Source organism: Gelidibacter japonicus (assembly GCF_010725055.1).
GTDB lineage: Bacteria > Bacteroidota > Bacteroidia > Flavobacteriales > Flavobacteriaceae > Gelidibacter > Gelidibacter japonicus.
This window is the reverse complement of record NZ_BJKB01000003.1, coordinates 55726-77891: the sequence shown is the minus strand read 5'-3', so window position 1 is coordinate 77891 and position 22166 is coordinate 55726. Positions and strand designations below refer to the sequence as shown.

13 protein-coding genes are annotated in these 22166 nt (G+C 40.6%); all 13 read right to left on the bottom strand.

Annotated features, from left to right (window positions below; all coding sequences use genetic code 11):
• Positions 1-8: 8 nt before the first annotated feature.
• Entirely contained in the window at positions 9-1676 is a 1668-nt protein-coding gene (locus G6N06_RS04225) for a sulfatase family protein (protein WP_163514822.1), read from the bottom strand.
• Positions 1673-2560: an alpha/beta hydrolase gene (locus G6N06_RS04220; RefSeq protein ID WP_163514821.1), complete on the bottom strand. Its 888-nt coding sequence runs from the start codon at positions 2558-2560 to the stop codon at positions 1673-1675. The genes G6N06_RS04225 and G6N06_RS04220 overlap by 4 nt, the downstream gene beginning before the upstream one ends.
• Positions 2561-2563: 3 nt before the next feature.
• Positions 2564-5194, bottom strand: coding sequence for a glycoside hydrolase family 2 TIM barrel-domain containing protein (locus tag G6N06_RS04215; RefSeq protein WP_163514820.1), 2631 nt, complete (start codon positions 5192-5194; stop codon positions 2564-2566).
• Positions 5195-5220: 26 nt separating this feature from the next.
• Entirely contained in the window at positions 5221-6141 is a 921-nt protein-coding gene (locus G6N06_RS04210; protein ID WP_163514819.1) for a T9SS type A sorting domain-containing protein, read from the bottom strand.
• Between the two features lie 11 nt (positions 6142-6152).
• Positions 6153-7988 (bottom strand): SGNH/GDSL hydrolase family protein, encoded by a 1836-nt coding sequence (locus tag G6N06_RS04205; RefSeq protein WP_163514818.1) that lies wholly within the window; start codon positions 7986-7988, stop codon positions 6153-6155.
• 31 nt (positions 7989-8019) lie between these two features.
• Positions 8020-10254 carry a glycoside hydrolase family 3 N-terminal domain-containing protein gene (locus tag G6N06_RS04200; RefSeq protein WP_163514817.1) on the bottom strand — a complete coding sequence of 745 codons (2235 nt, stop codon included), beginning with the start codon at positions 10252-10254 and terminating at the stop codon, positions 8020-8022.
• 10 nt (positions 10255-10264) lie between these two features.
• Entirely contained in the window at positions 10265-12019 is a 1755-nt protein-coding gene (locus tag G6N06_RS04195) for a discoidin domain-containing protein (RefSeq protein ID WP_163515049.1), read from the bottom strand.
• A gap of 85 nt (positions 12020-12104) precedes the next feature.
• On the bottom strand, positions 12105-14204 hold the full coding sequence (locus tag G6N06_RS04190) for a glycoside hydrolase family 97 protein (protein ID WP_163514816.1): 2100 nt from the start codon (positions 14202-14204) through the stop codon (positions 12105-12107).
• A gap of 68 nt (positions 14205-14272) precedes the next feature.
• Complete coding sequence (gene bglX, locus G6N06_RS04185) at positions 14273-16585, bottom strand: beta-glucosidase BglX (RefSeq protein ID WP_163514815.1); 2313 nt, start codon at positions 16583-16585, stop codon at positions 14273-14275.
• Entirely contained in the window at positions 16585-17379 is a 795-nt protein-coding gene (locus G6N06_RS04180) for a carboxylesterase family protein (protein ID WP_163514814.1), read from the bottom strand. The genes bglX and G6N06_RS04180 overlap by 1 nt, the downstream gene beginning before the upstream one ends.
• Before the next feature lie 45 nt (positions 17380-17424).
• Positions 17425-18792 carry a glucoamylase family protein gene (locus tag G6N06_RS04175; protein ID WP_163514813.1) on the bottom strand — a complete coding sequence of 456 codons (1368 nt, stop codon included), beginning with the start codon at positions 18790-18792 and terminating at the stop codon, positions 17425-17427.
• Positions 18793-18798: 6 nt separating this feature from the next.
• Positions 18799-20175, bottom strand: coding sequence for a glucoamylase family protein (locus G6N06_RS04170; protein ID WP_240337969.1), 1377 nt, complete (start codon positions 20173-20175; stop codon positions 18799-18801).
• A gap of 260 nt (positions 20176-20435) precedes the next feature.
• Positions 20436-22160 carry a LamG domain-containing protein gene (locus tag G6N06_RS04165; RefSeq protein WP_163514812.1) on the bottom strand — a complete coding sequence of 575 codons (1725 nt, stop codon included), beginning with the start codon at positions 22158-22160 and terminating at the stop codon, positions 20436-20438.
• Positions 22161-22166: the final 6 nt, after the last annotated feature.

Below are 22166 nucleotides of genomic sequence, written 5' to 3'. Positions count from 1 at the left end.
TATAAATTTTAGTGTTTGTAAGCTTCCATGGGTTGTCCTCTCAAGCGCTCAAAGTTTTTATAACTGCGTTGAATGGATTCTGGACTCGCTTTTTCAAATTCTTTATCCGTTACTAAGTATTTCTCTTGCAAAGCTCCAAGTTTATTTCGCAATTCCCTTTCAATATCAGTATAAGAATCATCATCAATGAGGTTGTTTATTTCTTTAGGGTCTGTTTGCAGATCATAGAGTTCCCATTGATCTACATCATCATATACATGGATTAATTTATAGCGATTGGTACGCACTCCGTACATTTTTTTGACCATGTGGAAAGCCGGAAAATCGTAGTAATGATAGTATATGGCATCTCTAAAATCGGCATCATTGGCTTTTTTTGTCAATAATGGTTTCAATGATTTGCCTTGCATATCGGCTGGAATCTCTGCTTGGGCAAAATCTAAAAAGGTTTCGGCAAAATCGAGGTTTTGGGTCAATGCCGTAATTTTAGTGCCGGGCTTGATCACTGTGGGATATCTCATGACCATAGGCATCGCCAACGATTCTTCATACATAAACCGCTTATCAAACCAACCCTTTTCACCTAAATAAAAACCTTGATCGGTGGTGTAAATGATGATGGTATTTTCTTCCAAACCGTTGGTTTTTAAATAATCGAGAATTTTACCAACACCTTCATCAACCGACGCTATGGTGGCCAAATAATCCTGCAAATAACGTTGTGCTTTCCAGAGTGCCAATTCCTCTTCGTTATAATTGGCATCGTGCATAGCGTCATTTTTTGGTCCGTAGGCTTGGTCCCAAATGGCGCGTTGCTCTTTGGTCATCCTTTCAAAATCCGTTTTCCACGGATTGTGTGCCAATTCATTACTTCCTTTTGCAACGGTCATTTTTAAGTCGTGACCTTCATACATGTCTCTATAAATGGTTTGGTATTGTTCTTTTGAGGCGATAGAACCTTCATGGTCGGTAAAATATGTATCTGGCAATGGGAACTTGACATCATCATATTTGTTCAAATGTCTGAGTGCTGGCATCCAATTGCGATGGGGCGCTTTGTGCTGTACCATTAAGAGAAAGGGCTGTTTGCTGTCTTTTACCTTATCCAGATATCTTATGGCATCTTCAGTGATAATGTCTGTGGCATAGCCCTCAATCCTTGTGGTATCCACCTTTTGGGTGGTTTCATTTATGGCGATAAAATCCGGGTTGTAATAATTGCCTTGATCGGTTAAAATATTCCAATGGTCAAACCCTTGAGGATTCCCGTACAGATGCCATTTTCCGATGAGTGCAGTATTGTATCCCGCTTTTTGTAGCATCTTTGGAAAGGTGGGTTGGTCGCCATCAAACTTGTTGCCGTTCATTCTAAAACCGTTAATATGACTGTGTTTTCCGGTAAGAATTACGGCGCGGCTCGGCCCACAGATGGAATTCGTACAGAAATTATTCATAAAAATAGCACCTTCCTCTGCGATACGGTCAATATTGGGTGTAGGTGCCAATTTGCTAATGGGATGTCCATAAGCACTAATGGCTTGGGTAGCATGGTCATCAGCCATGATATAAATAATGTTCGGTCTTTGTTGTGGTTGCGTTTCGGCAGCAACTTCCGGTTTGGTCTTGCACGATTGAAAAATGACAAGGATCAATAAATAACATGCTAACTTTTTCATGTTTTCTTAATTATTCTAACAGTTTGTATGACTTCTCTTTTAAAGATGGTGTTGTTGAAAAATTCGAAGACCTCATCCAATTGGTCAAACGGGATATTTGACAATTCATGTTTGCCTCCAATCACTTTGTAGAAATAATAGGGCATTTCCAATTCCAACAATCTATCGACTATGGTTGACGAGCCATCCAGCATGATATAGCCTTTCTTTTCCGGTTTACAAAGATGATGCGGCGCACTTGCAAAAGGCACTAAATTATCCGCTGTCCCGTGAAAAAACACCGAAGGCAGCGCATTGTCTTTTGAAACATAATCCGCATTGACCATGGCTCCAGCTAAAGAAAAGACGCCAGCGAATTTGATTTTTTGATAATTTTTTAAATCGTCAATAAAATACTCCCGCATATAAACCGCGTTGAGCATGCCTTCTGCACCAGCACTACTTCCACCAGCGATAATTTTAGTGGTGTCAGCTCCAAGCAGAGCCCTATTCTCATAAATAAATTTTGCAGCGTCCAGAAAGTCGATTGCTGCATTTTTAAAGGTCAGCAGTTTATCGGCTTTTGGACAATCACATCCAAAGCCTGTCGGTTGGCCTTTTCTGGTCAATCGATAGGAGATGGAAATACCTAAATACCCTTTCTCTGCAGCCAATTCAGCCAATTTCACTTCACTTGGATAACTTCTACTACCGCCAACAAATCCGCCACCATGCATCCACAATAAGACTGGGACGGAATCATTTTTTTTCATTTTTTTTGGTGTATAGACATCCATTTTTAAGGTGTCCAATCCTTTTATGGCATAAGTATAGGTAGTGACATTTGATTGGGAAAATCCAAAATTGAAACTACATAGCAATAGGTAATAAATTATTTTCTTCATTCGTTAATCTTTCTTTTCAATCAAAACTCCACTAAGGACCGTCTTCCCTTCAATGGGTTTGAGGTTTATGCTTAAACCTTCGTTGTTTCTGATATTTACAATACTCGTGAGGGTTACACCATATTTATCTGGGAAAGTTTTCGCCATATTAAAACGGCTTTCAATCAAGTTGTCATTTATAAAAACATCAAAAACACGTTGTCTTTTTGAGTCTTCATTGGACAATGCTTTTTCGACGGTTAAATTAAAAATCATCTCAATGTTACTTTTTATTTGTGGTTCTACAAAAAACAAAGTGACCTGATATTGGCCATCCGGAACATCTACTTTGTAGCTTGTACAACCTTCAAGCATGGTTTGAAAAATCCCTTCTTTTTCTGTGTTTTTAATATTATTGGGAATGCCTTGATTTTTATCTTTGGTAATGTTATAGGGTGTTCCGTCAAAATGGCCGTAAAGATTTTCAGAATACGGCCTATCTGGAACGAAGGTGACATCATTCTCTTTATCGTAAAAACTGAAATGAGATCCAAGGTTGATTCCAAATCTTTTGAAATGCGCTGTTTTCAAATTATCTGTTTTGAATACTTGAACCGTTTTGGTCTCTTCTTGTGAATCTGAAATTACTTTCAATTCATTTTCACCATTTATAAATGGAATAGCCGCTGTAGCCAGTCCGTCAATAAAAGTAACAGCATCAATCAATTCGCCATTCAAAAAAACTTCCGCCTTCTTTTCATTTGAAAAAATCGATACGGTTCGCTGGTCTTCATCGATTAAACTCAAAGGGTGTTCTGGATTTAAAGCAATGTGTAGAAGAGGCTCTTTTGTATTCAGAACTGATTTGTACCAATAATAGACATCCTTTGGCTCCCGATTGTATTGCACCAATCCTTTTTGATTGACATGCGGGATGGTCTCTCCTCTAAACTCTGAACCGAAGTCGGCAAAATTCCAAGCGGTCATACCGACCACAAAATCGCGCGCCATGACTTGATCATAATAGCTTTTATGCAGGATCAATTGATATTCTTGGGTATAATCGTACTTTTTTGGGGTGGTACTCGAAATATTGACATCCGCCCCGGGACCATATTCTGATATCATGATGGAGCGGTTTGGAAAACGTTTGTGTTGGTCATCCAAAAATATGCCCAAATCAGGAATGGTGTCGTTATACCATCCAAAGTAGAGATTCCATCCAATCAGCATGGACAAATCGGCGATTTTAGTGTCGTTATAGACTTCATTGAAGTGCAGTGCCATCACTGTCAATCGGTTGGGCGCCATTTTCCTTGTGAAATCCTCCAACTGTTTTGCAAGTTCATAGCTATACACTTTAGCATCCTCTTTTTCTTGGTCAGTAGATGTTCTATCAAAAACCAAACGAAGAAAAATCTCGTTCATATACCCAAACATCACCACAGAAGGAAAATTATAATACTGTTTGAGATGTTCTTCCTGCATGGTCAGGCTGGTTTCAAAAAATTCAGGCGTGTTGGTCACTTTATTGACAACTGGGATTTCTGACCATACCAGAAGTCCAAGTTCATCGCATAACTTATAGAGTTCCTGAGCTTGTGGATAATGTGCAAAACGAATCACATTGGATCCCATATTTTTTATCAGATAAATGTCATTTTCCTGAAGCTGCATCGGTACGGCACTTCCATAGCCTTCGTAATCCTGATGTCTATTAACTCCAATTAGTTTGTAAGGTTCTCCGTTAAGGATCAAGCCTTTATTTGGATCGACACTGACCCAACGGAATGCAACATGCGATGATTTTTCTTCTAAAATAGTTCCATTCTTATCTTTTAACACAATTTGCAACTGATAGAGGTACGGATGTTCAGGCGACCATAAATTTGGATTACGGATTTCTGGAAAATGTATCTTCAGTTTTTCGGTGGTGTTGGCGTTGATTTTTATTTTTTTAGTTTCAGTACGGATGATTTTTCCATCGGCATCTGAAATACTTAATTCGAGTTGATTTGTAGCCGATTTCACATCAAAATTGTCCAAAAAAACCGTTACTTCTACACTGGCTTTTTCTTTGGAAACATTAGGGTAATCCACATAAAAGCCTTCAGATGCAAAATCATTTAAAGTGAGATGTTGCTTTGGTATTGCAATCCATTCCACATCTCTATAAATACCGCCATAAATTGTAAAGTCGATGTCCAAGGGTGGGATATTCGCATTATACGAATTGTCAACCTTTACTTCAATAAGATTATAATCCCCAAATTTCAAGAACTCTGTAATATTAAAATTAAAGGCTGTATAACCCCCTTTATGATTGCCGACAAAATGGCCATTCACATAGACATTGGCTTCTTGGTTGACGCCTTTAAAACGGAGATAATGTATTAATTCTTTTTTCTCGATAGGAACATATACTTGTTTTTGATAAAAACCCAAACCTCTTAAATACCCGGGGTCGTCGTCAAAAGCATCATTTTTATTCCATGTGTGCGGAATATTGATCGTTTGCCAATTGGTTTTTGTGGTATCCAAGGTGAATTGCCACCCGGAATTTATGATGGATTTTTGGGCGCTCAATTGATAAGAAAAAGCCACACAAAACAGGATCAGCAAATTTCTAATTTGATATGTTATATGTGGCTTCATATGATCATGTTTTAAATTAAGTTGTACTATTTCAAAATTAATTTCTTGCTCATTTTATGATCACCTGCGTTGATTTCCAAAATGTAAAGTCCCGCGGCAATTGTCTCGCCTTCCCCTGAAGTTCTATTCCAAGTATGGTTAAATATACCAGCTGAAACCTTATCATTAAAAATAGATGTGACCATTTTGCCTGCAGTATCATAAAGGGCAATGGAAACTTTTGCAGTGCTATTCATATTAAAGCGAACTAAAAATGATTCGGTTACTGGATTTGGAGAAACAGTGACATTGGCCTCCAATGAGAAATCAGGAGTTGAAAGCTCTGTAGTTTCCGTCATTTTGATAGCTCCAATATAACAAAAGCCGGAGCCGTTCGTGTTTTCAGGTCCCTTTTGAAGTGCTAATACAATATTTCCAGTCGCGTCAGGCTGGATATTGACGATAGTCGTCGTATTGGCGGTATTGTTTCCACCGTCCAAATAAGCAATTCCGGTATTGGCACCAGTTGCGGTATATTGAGCCTGACGATTATCAGTTACACCTACCCGCGAAGCAAATATTTCAAATTGATAATACATGGAAGTATTCAAACCCGAAAAGGTAAAAGCTCCTGTTTCGTTACTTCCATTCTGGACATAATAGGAGTCAATTGTTGCCGTAGCAGGAAAACCAATACTAGGATCGGGAGAGGTTGTTCCATTGTTGTTGGCCGAAACAAAGTCATCTGTTACTCCAAAAGAATAGGTTGAAGCCACACCTTGATCATTGATAAAGTTGCTGATGTCTGTAGTCATAGCACTTGCCAAATGATTATTCCAGTTACCCTCTGTCCGGTTAAGTTCCGAATTGTTGTGGTTCAAATCGAAAAGGAAAACCTGCTGCGATTGTACCGTCATTGTAAATGTAGCAATACATAATATTGCTAATGTTTGTGTAATTTTTTTCATTGTTTTTGTTTTTAGTTGATTAATATTCTTTTTGTAATAATTTTACTCGCACTATTAATTTTTAGGATATAAAATCCTGATTCAATCTGATCTCTCGAAAAAGACATGGTATTGTTTACAGGGGTCTGTGTTTTTCGGTAAATTTCTTTACCCAACATATCCATCAATGAGATTGTGACTTCTTGGGAAAGTGTCTGTGTGAACTTAATGGTAGCCGTTGTAGTCACTGGATTTGGAAACACTATGAAATCTGCCGTAACATGATCCTCCACACTTAACGCATCCGCCTTTGCCTTTACTGCCAGGTGTACGCCTTTGGCAATAACTCTATCAAATAAAATCTGATGTGCAGCGTCATTAAAATGGATACCATCCCCAGAATCATACTGTGGAAGGATGCCGTTATTATTGGCAATAGGAAACCCAGTCCAAAAATCGATGGCAAAATCACCAAACATCGTGTTGGTCTCGGTCACCATTTGGGTTTGAATATTCAGATTTGTTGTATTACTCCCAAAATTTCGAGGCTGTGGCGTGGTGACCCATAATGGCACTTCCTCACTCGTGGTCACGGCGCTGATGAGATTGTAGTTTGCCACTTGATCTGCAACAGGATACCCACTTGCAGCATCATTGGAAGGCATATTAATAATGACACCTCCTGGAACCAATTCAATAGCCTTTGTAATATTCCTTTGTGTATCAATTGTTCTACTTACTCCAGATGGAATTGGTGTGCCCGTTGGTAAAATATTGTAGGTAGCATAGCCACCCACAGCTAAATTGACAATATCATAACGCGTATCCATTTCAGTAAGATAGTTGCGGTATTTGGTGGCCCAGGCATTATTGCCGTCTGATGGCCCAACACCTGCTGCGGTTGAGGAACCGAGGATGACAATCCGATAAACCATGCCTTCATTGGGTATGGTTTCAAAGCTAGCATTACTTGTATCGGTCAAGCCTTCTCCTGAAATTCTAATTAGACAAGATGAGGAAATCGTGTTGGGAACCACCATGTCATAATACTGAGGTGACGCTGGAGCTGTGGCTATTGTAGACCAATTAGCGCCATTATCTGATGAAAATTCGATCAACATATCGGTCACCGCAATGCTTGACCATTTCACCCTAACGGTTTTACCTACTTCCCATAGATGACCGCCATTAGGATAGGTCAAGGTCAATGTGGGGTCTGGAGTGGTGTCTCCGATGGGCGAATCACTAATAATCAATTGAAGTGCACCCAAATAGAAAAATCCAAAAGAATTGTTGTTATTAGGTCCCGGTTTGGCTTCAAACGTGATTTCACCACCTGCTGTAGATTGAATATTTAAAATATCAGCAGTATTTGAGGTATTATTAGAGGCATTTAAACCTTCAGCAGCAGTTGTTGCACCAGTTACGGTATAAAGTGTTTCACGATTATCGCTCACTCCCGTTCTGGAACTGAACACTATAAATGAATAATACTTTGAAGGGTCCAAGCCAGTTAAGGTAAAACCCCCGGTAAGGGTGATGTTTCCGTTAAAACCTGCACTGGTCGCTCCAAAAAAATTATCCCTTGTAGCCGATGCCGGAAAAGGCAATGCGCTATTAGGTGACGTGGTTCCATTGGTATTGATGGCATCAAAAGAGTCAGTGAGTTCGAGAGTCACTCCTGTAGCGCTCCCATTGGAATCAATCAGGTTGACAATGACGCCCGTCTGGTTTTGCATGGTGGTGACTACGTTGTTCCAATTCCCAGGCGTGGTGGTGGATGAGTTTCCGAAATCTATAAATGCATATTGCTGTGCAAAGCTTATAGAGGTCATCAACATAAGTAATATGAGTAATTGTTTTTTCATAATGATCTGCTATTTAGTATTAAATTAAGGGTTATTCAAGGGTAAATAAATGTTTAAATTTAAAATCAGAACTTGGCGCAATGGCAATTTCAAATTCTCCTGCTTCAGCCACATATTCCATGTTATTATTGTAAAATTTCAAATCTTCAACCGATATATTAAACGTTACGATTTTACTTTCTCCCTTTTTAAGAAAGATCTTTTGGAAACCTTTGAGTTCCTTCACTGGCCTCGTAATGCTTCCTACCTTATCGTGTATATAAAGCTGGACAACTTCATGGCCGTCGTAATTCCCGGTATTGGTAATGCTTACCGTTGCTGTAAGTGTGTCATTAAATCCGATATGTGTTGACGACAGGGTAAGCTCAGAGTATTGAAATGTGGTATAGCTCAGTCCGTGTCCGAAAACGAATAATGGGGTGTTCGGCGAATCGATATAATTGGACTTATAATCTTGCTTCGGATTGGATTCCGGGATGGGACGCCCCGTGTTTTTCATATTGTAATAAATTGGAATCTGGCCAACATTACGTGGAAACGTCACCGTCAACTTCGCCGATGGATTATAAACCCCAAACAAGACGTCGGTAACCCCACTACCTCCCATGGTTCCGGGGTACCAAGCTTCCAAAATAGCATCCACTTGTCCTATTTCTTCGGAAAGATCCAAAGGTCTTCCATTCATTAAGAGCAAAACAATTTTTTTATTGGGAACTGCCTCCCGAATTTTCTTGATCAGTTTTGGTTGGATCCCAGGGATTCTAATGTCAGTTCGCGATGCTGCCTCGCCGCTCATATGGTAACTTTCGCCCATCACGAGAAGCACCACATCCGCTTTTTTGGCGACATCAATAGCTTCTTGAAAGCCACTTTCGTCATCCTTTTCCAATTCGCATCCCTTTGCATATAACATTTGACTGTCCTTTAAATACTCCTGAAGACCTTCATAAATACTCACCGACTTCCCTTTTCTATCTCCAGCACCACCCCAATTTCCGTTGATGTGATATTCATCCTTTGCCAAGGGACCGATCAAGGCAATGGTAGCCGACTTTTCCAGTGGTAATGCATTTCCATCGTTTTTTAACAATACCGAAGAAGCTGCCGCAGCATCACGGGCGGCTTTTAAAAATTGAGGTTTATAGATGGTTTCCTGTTGGCGTTTTTCGTCAGAATAACGATAAGGATCCTCAAACAATCCCAATTTGAATTTTGCCGATAAAATTTTCCGACAGGATTCGTTGACCAAGTCCTCACTAACCTCACCCTCTTCAATTAATTTCTTTAAATTCTTACGATACACATGTCCCATCATATCCATATCCACACCGGCAAGCATTGCCAAACGTGCAGCATCCAAGCTGTCTTTTGCGAAACCATGTGGAATTAGTTCATTAATGGCCGTATAATCGGATACGACAAAGCCTTTAAAATCCCATTCATTGCGAAGAATGTCGCGAAAAATAAATTTATTTCCGGTTGCAGGAATACCGTTCAACTCATTAAAAGCGGTCATAAAGGTTTCCACTCCAGCGTCGACCGCTGCTTTAAATGGCGGTAAATACACGTTGCGCAATTCATCTTCTCCCATACTGACCGTATGATAGTCACGACCGGCTTGTGCAGCGCCATAACCCACAAAATGCTTGGCACAGGCAAGAATGGTGTTGTTCTTTGACAAATCATCGCCCTGAAAACCTTTTACATAAGACTTTGCCAAGACATTCGTCAGATAAACGTCTTCTCCTGCACCCTCTGAAATCCTTCCCCAACGCGGATCTCTTGCAATGTCCAACATGGGAGCAAAAGTCCAGTGCAATCCTTCTGCCGAAGCTTCTTCAGCGGCGATGCGTGAGGTAAGTTCAACAAGCTCAGGATCCCAACTTCCTGACAATGCGAGATTGATTGGAAATATGGTCCGATGGCCATGAATCACATCATAACCAAACAACAGTGGAATCCCCAAACGGGTGTTTTCTACAGCAATTTTCTGCAGATCACGAGTGGCCTTAGCGGTATAAACATTCAGCATCGCCCCTACGCTACCTTCCCTGATGTATTTTTCATAATCCGTATTGACAAAGGGACCTGTTTTGGCCCAGCCCCCGCCGTACATTACAGTCTGACCTATTTTTTCTTCCAAAGTCATCAGATTCATCAACGAATCTATTTTGGCTTCATATTTGGAAGGCGCGTTTTGCGCACTCAAAGTCCATAGACATCCGAAAAAGATAAAACTTGCGATTAAAAAATGACGTGCTCTCATAGATTTTGTTTTATTCAGCCTTTATAATTTCAGTGCGTTCAGAAATCCCGTTATTGTTGAATGCCTCTATTTGAAAATAGTACGGATCCACGCGATCTGCTCCCGTAAAATAATAGTCATTCTTACCATATACCATGATGCTTCCGTAGAGTTTATCGGGTGATTTGCCCCAGTATATTACATACCCATCTGCCATCTGATTTTGTTGCCATTTGAACCAAATACTTCTGCGTTCGCCATATTTTTTAGGCGTGGCACGCAAAGCGACAAATCGTTCGACGGCTTTTGGCTTTTCTCCAGTTCCCTTTCCAAATACCCTGAATCCACTTAAGGCAAACTTCCCTGTGGGCATGTACCAGTTTTCGAGTTTTAAATAGCGTGCTTTCACAGGATTTGCCAATTCGATATAATCGTGAGGCACATCTGTTTTGTTTTTACTCTTATCTACAATCACCGTCCATTTTTTACCGTCATTGGAACCGTAGATTTTATACTGATGGAATTTACCCAAGGTCTTTCCTAAAAACTTGGCATCTTGATCGGCATAATTAATTTGAATGGCATTGACGGTGGACACTTCACCCAGGTCGGTTTGAAACCACTCGCCTTTATCTCCGGTTTTGGCACTCCAATAGGTTTTGATATCCTCATCCACCACGAAGTTGGGATGATAAGCTCCTAAGGTTGAAGAAGAAAGGACAGGTTTTTGATAGTTGAGCAACATCCAACCTGCAAACATATCTTTCGTGAAATCCCTATCCTGACCATATTCCGGCAAATACGTCGGATAATCGCCGTAGGCTGTGTTGCAATACATGACATCATCCTGATCAAAACCTGCAGGCCATATTCCCAAGCGTCGTTCAAAATTATTTTTTGTGGAAATCGCTATGGTCGATACATGCCAATAATTATCAAAATTATCATGGAAGGTGGCACCATGTCCAGCGCCACTGGCAAAACCGCCCGGCTTGTATGAAAATGGATTGTGTGCTTGGTATTCATAACCTTCCAACGGATTTTTACTCACATAAACCCCATCGGCATAGCCACTGAATTCCGTTCCCGGGGCACCATATTGCATGTAATATAAACCGTTGTGTTTGGTGACCCATGCGCCTTCCAAAAAGGGCTGCAAGAACACATTGTCATTATATTCTCCAAAACGTTCCCAGCCGTGGTCTTCCGGATTTAATTGTAAAATAGGTTTTACAAAGCCTTCAGACTGCATGGTTTTGGTGTTGATCTTGGTGCCCAAGAGCGGCCAAACATTGCTGGAACCCCAATAAAGATACAAATCATCAGTGTCTTCATCATAATGAAATGCTGGATCCCAAGCCCCTACTTTGAGAGTATCCACAGCAATTTCCCAATCGTCAATGGTGGGATTGGTGCTTTTCCAAATAGGGAAATCTGATTTCCAAGTGGAGCCATACACGTATAAGGTGTCTTTCATTGCCCATGCGGCCGGGGCATTTAAATCGTGTTTATAAGTATCGTCCACAAGAAACTTTCGTGGCACAAAGGTCCAATCGAGCATATTGTCACTGTACCAATAGCCTTCTTGATTGGTGGAAAACAGGAACAACTTTTCCTGAAAATTTACAATGACAGGATCTGCAGTAGCCCGGTGTTTCCCTTGCGATGCAAATCGGTCAAAAGGAGTATAACCATAATCAATATTGATGGGGTTACAATAGGTTTTTTGTTGTGAATGTGCATTAAAGACGATCAACATACCTATTGATGTTATGAGCCTCAACATATTATTTTTAACGAATTTCATCATCTCTTTATAATTGATTCAATTTTCACTGAGTCTTCACATCTTCAAAGCATGGTGCTTGAAGTTAGTTTATGGCCATAAAACTAATGGCCGTTCCACCACCCGCAGCCAAAGTCAATTTGAGTTTGGATTTATTGGTTACCGTTTCTGTTTTGATCGTATAACTTTTTGGGTTTTTCTCCCAGTGCGCATCCTTTCCGTCCTGATAAATAGTGGCTTTATAGGTCTGGTTTGGCGACAGGAAATCCAATGGAATTTCTGTTTTCCTCGGATATTCATCGGTTATCGCCCCCAAGAACCAGTTTTCGGAGTTTTTATCCTTTCTAACCACCGTGAGGTAATCACCCGGTTCAGCCTCGAGATATTTGGAGGTTTTCCAATCTAACGGCACATCTTTTATAAATTGGAAGGCATCCAAATGCTTTTCATAATTCTCCGGCAAATCGGCTGCCATTTGCAGTGGTGAATACAGCGTAACGTACAAGGCTAATTGTTTGGCCAAGGTGGTATGAACCTGTTCGGTTTTAGTGGGGTCGTAAGCACTCATTTTGATTTCAAAAATTCCCGGGGTATAATCCATAGGACCACCCAGCAATCTTGTAAAAGGCAAAACGGTTTCGTGGGAAGGTAGATTTCCATTGCTCCATGCATTGAACTCATTCCCACGTGCGGCTTCTGCGGCAATATAATTTGGATAGGTTCTGTGGTAGCCCGTTGGACGTGTGCTTTCGTGTGAATTGACCATCAACTGATTATCTGCCATACGTTCGGCCACAAAATTAAAGTGATTGACCATGGCTTGTCCGTCATGATATTCGCCCCGAGGGATTATTCGACCCACATAACCCGTTTTGACCGCCGGATAATCGTATTTTTTCATCAAATCCATAGCGCGGTCCAAATGCCGTTCATAATTGCCAACCGATCCCGACGTTTCATGGTGCATAATCATTTTTACACCTTTTGATTTGGCATATCTATGGACTTCCTCAATATCAAAATCGGGATACGGAGTCAGGAAATCGAAAACATCTTCTTTCCAATTTCCAAACCAATCTTCCCATCCTACGTTCCAACCTTCTACCAACACGCCATCAAAACCATGTTTTGCGGCAAAATCGATATAACGTTTGGTGTTTTCCGTTGTGGCACCATGTTTTCCGGAAGGCAACAGCTCCTTGGTTAAGGAATTCTGTGCGTTTTGACTGCCCGCATAATCCCAAGTAGCTATCCCCACATGCATTTCCCACCAAATACCTATGTATTTCATAGGCTTGATCCATGAGGTATCTTCAATTTTATTGGGTTCGTTCAAATTCAGAATCATTTTGGAACCCACAATATCCCGAGCATCATCACTGACCATAAAGGTGCGCCAAGGTGTTGTTGACGGCGTTCTAAGATAAGCCTTGTCCCCAATGGCATTAGGAACCAAATTGGAGGTCAACGTGTAATTTTCAGTATCGACATCCAAATGCATTACAGGGTAATTATTGACTGCTGCTTCAAAAATATTGAGGTATAAATTGTCGTCTGATTTCAGCATTAAAGGGGTCTGCACCCTATAATTGCTTTCCACACTTTGCAAGGCGATTCCGTTGTTTCGATCAATTTTAGAAATATCAATATCCGAAAATTTGGTTTCGTTATAATTGTATTCCTGACTATCATAATCCCCGGGAAGCCAAAACGTCTTGTGATTGCCCGTTAGATTAAATTCGGTAGTCTCGTCCGAAATAATAAAATAGTGGGCTTTATTTTCAAATGGAAACTCATATCTGAAAGCAACCCCTTCATCATACACCTTGAAAACAATGTCCATTTTCTGATCAGATTCCTTTTGTTCCAAATGCACGGTCATTTGGTTGTAATGGTTTCTTATCACTGCTTCCTCACCTAAAACTGGCGTCCAATTCTCGTCAAATGTGCTGGTTTCAACATCAAGGATCCTGAAGTTTTTGTTCAATGTATTTCCATCCTTCAACAGAACCCCCATTTTACTTGGTTTGAGGACTTCTTTCCCTTTATACATAATTTGATACGTTGGTTCCCCCTGGTCATCCAACGAGAAATCAACCACAATGTCCTTTGATGGGGACTGCAGTTGCTGTGCGTTGACGCAAGTAAACACGAAACAAAATAATATTACAAATAATTTATTCATAGCTAACATGATTAGACCTCACAGATTCATCCCGATAGCTCTCAGGATTGTGAGGTCTCTTTTTAACCTTAATTTTTCAACTCAAATCCAGTTTTCATAGTGGTGTCAGAATTGGTGCCCACAAAAACTTCAAACTGTCCGGGTTCCGCTACAAAATCCAAATTGGAATTGTAGAATTTTAAATCTTCAACAGTCAGGTTGAATCTTATTGTTTTAGTTTCGCCTTTTTTGATTTCCACTTTTTCGAAGCCTTTTAATTCCTTCACCGGACGCGTCACTGACCCCACCAAATCTCTGATGTAGAGCTGAACGACTTCCTTCCCATCATAATTCCCTGAATTCTTAACATCCACGGAAACATAAATAGTACCATTCATGTCGATTTGATTGGTGCTCAATTTTAAGTTCGAATAGTCAAAGGTGGTATAGCTCAATCCATATCCAAAAGGAAATAATGGCTCATTGCGGACATCCAGATAATTGGATCTGAATTTCTCAAAAACGCCTTCTTTATTGTTTAATGGACGTCCGGTGTTTTTATGGTTATAGTAAATAGGGATCTGTCCCACATTCCGTGGAAACGTCGCCGTTAATTTTCCTGAAGGATTCACATCGCCAAACAAGACATCAGAAATTGCCAAACCAGCTTCACTTCCAGGAAACCATACATTCAAAATGGCCGGAACGGTTTCCACCTCTTCTTCAATGGTCAAGGGACGACCGGTAAACATGACCAAAACGACAGGCTTTCCTGTTTTTAAAAGTGCTTGCAACAGATCCTTTTGAATTTGCGGAATGTCAAGATTGGTTCGGCTACTGCTTTCACCACTCATTTCAGCCGATTCGCCCAAAGCCGCAATAATCACATCCGATTTGGAGGCGATTTCCAAAGCTTCATCAAGCATTTGCTTGTCTGTACGTCCGTCACGAGGAATGTCCTTTCCAAACATGGTGACGCGTTTTTCGTACTCCAAATCCTCAGCAAGATTACTGCCTTTGGCGTATAAAATTTTAGCTTTATCACCGACCACGATTTTCAAGCCTTCCAACAACGGAATGGATTTTTCTTGTTTGGTGGCCACAGACCATGTGCCTGCCATATTCACCGCATTATTGGCTAAAGGTCCAACTAATGCAATAGTTCTTGATTTTTTTAAGGGTAAGGTTTGATTGTCGTTTTTCAACAATACCATCGATTCCGCCGATACTTTTCTGGCGAATGCACGGTGCTCATCAGTAAAGATTTCTGTTTTTGCTCGGTTGACATCGCAATATTTATAAGGATCATCAAAAAGGCCCAATTCATATTTAGCCGTAAGCATGCGTTTCACTGCTGTATCAATTGTTTCCATAGAAACTTTACCTTCCTTATACGATTTTTCCAAGGTCGTCAATAAGCCTTCACCAACCATGTCCATATCAATTCCAGCGTTAATTGCCATTGCGGAAACCGCCTGAAGATCCCCCATTCCGTGATCAACCATTTCATTGATGCCAGTATAATCGGTTACCACAAATCCGTCAAATCCCCAATCGGTGCGTAGTAAATCGGTCATCAACCATTTATTTCCTGTGGCAGGAATCCCATCAATTTCATTAAATGATGCCATCACTGAACCCACACCAGCATCAATCGCTGCTTTGTAAGGGGGTAAGAAATCGTTGTACATTTTGATCCGGCTCATATCGACGGTGTTATAATCGCGTCCAGCCTCTGAAGCACCATATAATGCGAAATGTTTCACACAGGCCATGATAGTCTTGTTGTCGGTCAAATCTGTACCTTGATACCCTTTAACCATGGCTATTGCGATTTGGCTGCCCAAGTAAACATCTTCTCCAGACCCCTCAGAAACGCGACCCCATCGCGCATCACGAGACAGATCAACCATAGGTGAAAAGGTCCAGTTGATGCCATCGGCACTGGCTTCAATAGCTGCAATACGCGCGGTCTTTTCGATCATGGGCATATCCCAAGAACTTGATAATCCCAAAGGAATTGGAAATGTCGTTTCGTAACCATGAATCACATCCATGCCAAATAATAACGGAATTTTCAATCTGCTTTTTTCCATGGCCACTTTTTGGACTTCTTTGATTTTTTGGACCGTTTTAATATTGAATAATCCGCCCACTTTACCTTCTTCAATTTTTTTTCCGATGTCGGAACTTGTGGCTTGACCCGTTGTGATATCTCCAGCAGAAGGCAAATTGAGCTGACCCAGTTTTTCTTCCAAAGTCATCAATTTCAGAATCGAATCTACTTTCTGTTCAATGGATTTTTGAGGTTTCACTTGGGTTTGTGCCTGATAGGTATTGCAGGAAAACAAGCCGATAAGCAGGATGCTAAAAAAAACGGAGTTAAAAGATTGTAATTTCATTATTTAGATTTAGAGTTAGAAAATAACCAAGGCATCAGTTCTGGTTCAGCAAATGCCGAATCCCAACTGTTGTGATTGTCTTTGGCAAAAAGCGAAAAATTAGGCTTCCCTCCATATTTTAAAATTCCGGAAACCATATCCACAGATTCCTGCGGTGAGACCACATCATCGTTGGCACCGTGAAAAATCCACATCGGGACGGTTTTGGCATAAGCTTTTGTAGCCTCAGGATTTCCTGCACCACAAATGGCGAAGGCCGCCGCAAAAACTTCAGGTTTTCTGTAAAGGATTTCGAAAGTCCCCATACCGCCCATCGAAAGTCCACCAACATAAACCTGGTCTTTTTTGACATAGGGCTTGGTCAGCATTTCGTCCAGTAATTGCATAACTAAGGTCATAGATTTGGTTGGAGCGCTATCCAATGGGAAACTTAACGAAAGGGGTTTTGTGTTTCGATCAATTGTAGCATTTGCCCAATAATCGTTTTGCGGACATTGTGGAAAGATGACGATTGCAGGAAAGGAATCCTTCATTTTATAAAACAATTCACTGCCATGAATTAATTGCCGTGAGTTGTCACTGCCTCTTTCGCCAGCACCATGAAGAAACAAAATAACCGGAAATTGATTGGGAGATTCAAAATTTTTAGGCATCAATATCCGATAGTTTAAGGTGTCATTTCCACAAACAAATTGTTCTTGGAGATAATGGTCTTGATGTTGCGCCGATATCTTTATAGTATTTAAAAGAAGTATCGCAACTATAAAAATTATATTTTTAAAGTTTAAGCTCATTTATTTAATCATTTAAGTTCTCCAAAAAGTTAAAAACTTTAGTTATTAATAGGTAAACCCAAGTTTATCAAGTCCGTTACGGACATCTTCATTCTGCATGAATAAGTTCCATAACAAACCCGTTCTGTGATTTTCAATCATAATGATCTGAGGGCCTTGATCAATAGCCAGATAAGCCTGAGCGACCCAAAAATTATATTCAGGGCTGAACGCATCGTAAAATCCGGCCTTTCCCAATAATTTATCTTTGTTCTGATAGAAATAATGCATGGCGCGTAAAGATTCCGTAGGTGTATAGGCGATAGAACTAATAGCTGCCGTAGGTGAAATAACACCTTTATCGTTTACTGGACTATGTGCCGAATAACCTAAGGATCCATCCGTATTTCGGGAATAGCTTGCTGATAACCCCCAGCAATCCATTCCGTAACCTTCAAAGTTCTGCGGATTTTGAACCGCATATTGATAATTGATTTTAGCGTGATTGGTCACAACATCTTTATAATTGGCATACTGGTCCACTAAATTCATCGGGTTCAAACCCAAAAATGAATAGTGGCTAAAAAACATTGGGCCTCCAAACTGAGGTGAACCGGCATGTTTTAAAATTAGTGGTAAACCATATTGCACATTTGAAGACTCAATAGTACCATTGCTTGCCCAACCTTGTGTATAAACATCAGGAGAAATGGAATAATCCGGTGATGCGGCGGCCATAACATAAGTTACCAGGCATTCATTATAACCTTGAATTTTCAGATCCATGGCAAAGGCATAATTGGGACTCCAATGCCAGTACAGTACGTTTTCATTTTTTGTGTACCAATCCCATTCAACCCCTTTCCATAGTGAATCTGCTTTATTGGCCAATTCCACCTCTGTTGGAGAGCCGTTTTTAAAATATTCTTTGATACAGATCAGTCCTTGAGCCACAAAGGATGTTTCAACCAAATCACCACCATTGTCCTGGTTGCTAAACGGGATGGTGCTTCCATTAGTACCATTGATCCAATGTGACCATGCTCCATGAAATCGGTCAGCATTTTCTAAAAATGTCAAAAGCGTTTGTAATCTTGTCACCGCTTCAGCTCTTGTTATATAGCCTCTTTCAATACCCACCAAAATAGCCATCAAGCCAAAACCAGTTCCTCCTGAAGTCACCACATGTTGATCTTGGGAAGGGTTACTTGGAATATAACGTTCTCTTGCTGCTTTAGAATTTGACTCTGCGTAATCCCAAAAGTATTTGAAAGTTTCGCGTTGCACCAAATCCATCATCTCCACATCGGTCAACGGATCGATAAGAACTGGTCCATCATCAACAGGATGTGGATTAAAGGGTTCTGAAGGTGAACTTTTAGAACAGGCAAAGGTTATAAATGCAATTAAAAGAAAGCCGTATATTTTTTTCATGAAATCTTAGTTTATTTTATTTTTAAAAGTGAATCCGAGTTTCTCAAGTCCATGTTGAACATCTTTATTTTGCATAAACAAGTCCCAAAGCATTCCTGATCGATAGTTTTCAATCATGATGGGAATAGGTCCCTGATCAATGGCCAGATAGCGCTTAACGTACCATTTCTTATCTAAACTAAACGCATCATAAGGTCCATATTTACCGATAAGAGAATCTTGTTTTTCATATAAATAATGAAGCATTTTCATGCTCTCTTCAGGAGTGTAAGGGATGGACGCTAAGGCTGCGGTAGGTGAAATAACACCTAAATCATCTCCCGGTCTATGAGCGTTATAACCATTAATGGAATAACTGGAAGTCATGCCCCATAAGCTATCTCCATAAAATTTAAAGTTCTTTGGGTTATCCACAGCATAAGCATGGTGAATCTTGGCATGGTTTTGAACCAATTGCCAATAATCGGCATATTGATCTTTCAACCCTTTCGGATTCAAACCCAAATAGGAATAATGCGCCCAAAATAAGGGACCAATATCAGCGTCATCGTTTTCATAATAATTTAACACCAATGGGATGCCATACAAAGAATCCTTAGATACGATGTTGCCATTCAAAGCCCAACCCTGATCATAAACTTCTTTAGAAATTGGATGCGTCGGTGAGGCTGCAGCAAGTACGTACATAATCAGACATTCATTATAGCCACCAATAGGGAAATCCATGTCCCAATGATAGTTGGGAGACCAGTGCCAATACAGGACGTTCTCGCCTTTGGTGTACCAATCCCACTCCACTTCTCTCCAAAGTTGGTCAATTTTATTGGCGAGTTGTTTTTCTTTGACATTACCGTCTTTAAAATACTCTCTAACGGTGAGCATGCCCTGAATCAATAAGGCAGTTTCCACCAAGTCGCCTCCATCATCCTTTTTGCTAAAAGGCAGTACTTTGCCAGTTTCGCCATTAAGCCAATGAGGCCAAGCGCCGTGGAAGCGATCGGCCTTTTCAAGAAAGTCCACCATTTTAATGAATCTATTTACAGCATCTTCTCTTGAAATATATCCCTTTTTAATCCCTACCAAAAGCGCCATAAATCCAAATCCAGAACCCCCTGTAGTTACCGTGTTTTTAGGACTGGTAGGATAAACGTCATCCATATGGAGACGTTCTCTTGCCAAGCCAGAGTTGGGTTCGGCTCCTTCCCAAAAGTAATTGAAGGTCTGTTTTTGAATGGTATCCAGCAGAGGATCATCAGCAAGTATAACCTCTGATTTACTTATAAGGGACCGATGATCTTGCTTTTTTACGGCAGTATTACAGCTAACAAAAAGGAGTACAAAAGGTATCCAGAACATCAATAGTTTGTTAGAGATTTTATTCATAAAATAGTCCATTGAACAATCTTTAATTTAAGTGCCAGGAGCACCAATTTTTAAGTTTTGCCTGCCTATCGGCAGACAGGGGTTTGGATCCCGCTAAAGAGCGGGATTAGTTCAACCATCAAAACTCAATGCGCTACGCTTCTGAGTTTTGGGTTTCACTAATAAATTTTAGCTGCACTCCGTCGCCAGAATGCAGCCAAAATCAAATTAGACTAACTCAATAAAAAAACACACCCGCCATTACGACGATTCATTTTTTCTTAGAACATTAGAGATTGGATTTCAGTCTGCGAAAGCGCTTTATCAAAAATTCTCAGTTCATCCATTATACTCAGGTCAGATTTGTGGTTCCATCCTGTAAATCGAGGTGCTCCTGACATCACAGAAAGCAAATCGCAACCGGTCCAGTCCACTCCTGTAAAGTCGCCCCGTTTGACCACCTCTCCATTAATATACACCACACATTCGGTTGAAGAAATAGTAAAGGCCAAATGAATCCATCCATTATTTGCAGTCGGATCTATGGTAGCAACGGCACCTCCATCAAACCAAGCATCTGCGGTGCCATTACCCACATTGAGTTTAAAAATCTGATTGGTAGGGCCACCCTCTCGGAAGAAACGGAATCCACTGGTTCTCTTATTTTGAACATTAGGGAAATTGGCGTTTTCTGTATCTGGAGGTCCTATGACCAAAATACCGGCACGATCTGGCGTTGCATTTATTTTATACCAAAATGCAGCACTGAATTGATTGTTCAATAATCCTGTTGTAGGAAATGTCAAATATGCATTCTCAGCACCTTTATAGGCGTTTGAACCAGCATATCCTTCACCTGCAAAACCTGGTGTTCCTACAATAGTGGCTTCAATATCGCGTACATTATCGGTATAACTGCCATTAAAATTTACATGCATTCGTTGACTTCCCTGGGCAATCATACTTGTGATTTCAGTCTGTGACAATGTCGTGTCAAATAATCTCAACTCATCCATCAAACTCGAATCCGACTTGTGATTCCAATAACTAAAGGTTGGACCACCTGCTCCAATGACCAGTTGGGAAGCACCTGTCCAATCTACTGCCGCACTTAAAGTCCCCGTATTGACTTCCATTCCATTAAGGTAAATTTTAGTTTCTGTCGGCGATATGGTAAACGCCACATGTACCCAACCTCCAGCGGCAACATCAATTTCGCCACCATCATTCCAGCTTTCTCCACTTCCGGTACCAACATTTAATTTGATCCGTTGTTTTTCGGCACCTCCTTCACGGAACAATCTAAGACCTTGGTTTCGATTATCTGCATTGGCACCTATGGTCAAAATACCCGAACGGTCTGGTGAAGGATTGACTTTATACCAGAATGCGCCACTAAAATTTTCACCTAAAGTCAGTTCGCTTGTCGGGAAGGTCAAATAATTATCTGTACCTGCTTTGTAGGAATTGGAACCGGCATAACTACTGCCTCCAAATCCAGGACTTCCAACTTCTCCGGCCGCGATAACGCTTACTAATTCAGTAAAGTCGCCATCAAACGGCATGTAAAATTGTTCTCCTGCGAACATTGGTGTGTAGGGAGGTGATTTTGTGAAATTCGACGATGCCGTAGTCACATTTCCGGCCAAATCGGTTGCCGTTACTGTCAATACATGATCGCCAGTTGTGATATTATCTTGCATGAACTCAAGGTTGGCAATTCTATAATCGATAAAACTGTCATATGATGCAATTTCAACACCATTCAACATGACAGTGATAGTTGCAATCTCAATATCATCTTCAACCCTAAATTGGACCATTGTGGAAGTTACCAGATCAGGAACCTGAATTTCAAGTCCGTCAGCAGGTCTCATTATGGTTACAATAGGTGCACCTGCATCCGGTCCTGGGTCTACCTGCGAAATTTTATCAATACCTTCGTAACACGATACCATCAACATTAAGGTGAATATTCCGAAAATTAGTCTGTTAATTTTTTTCATTTTTAT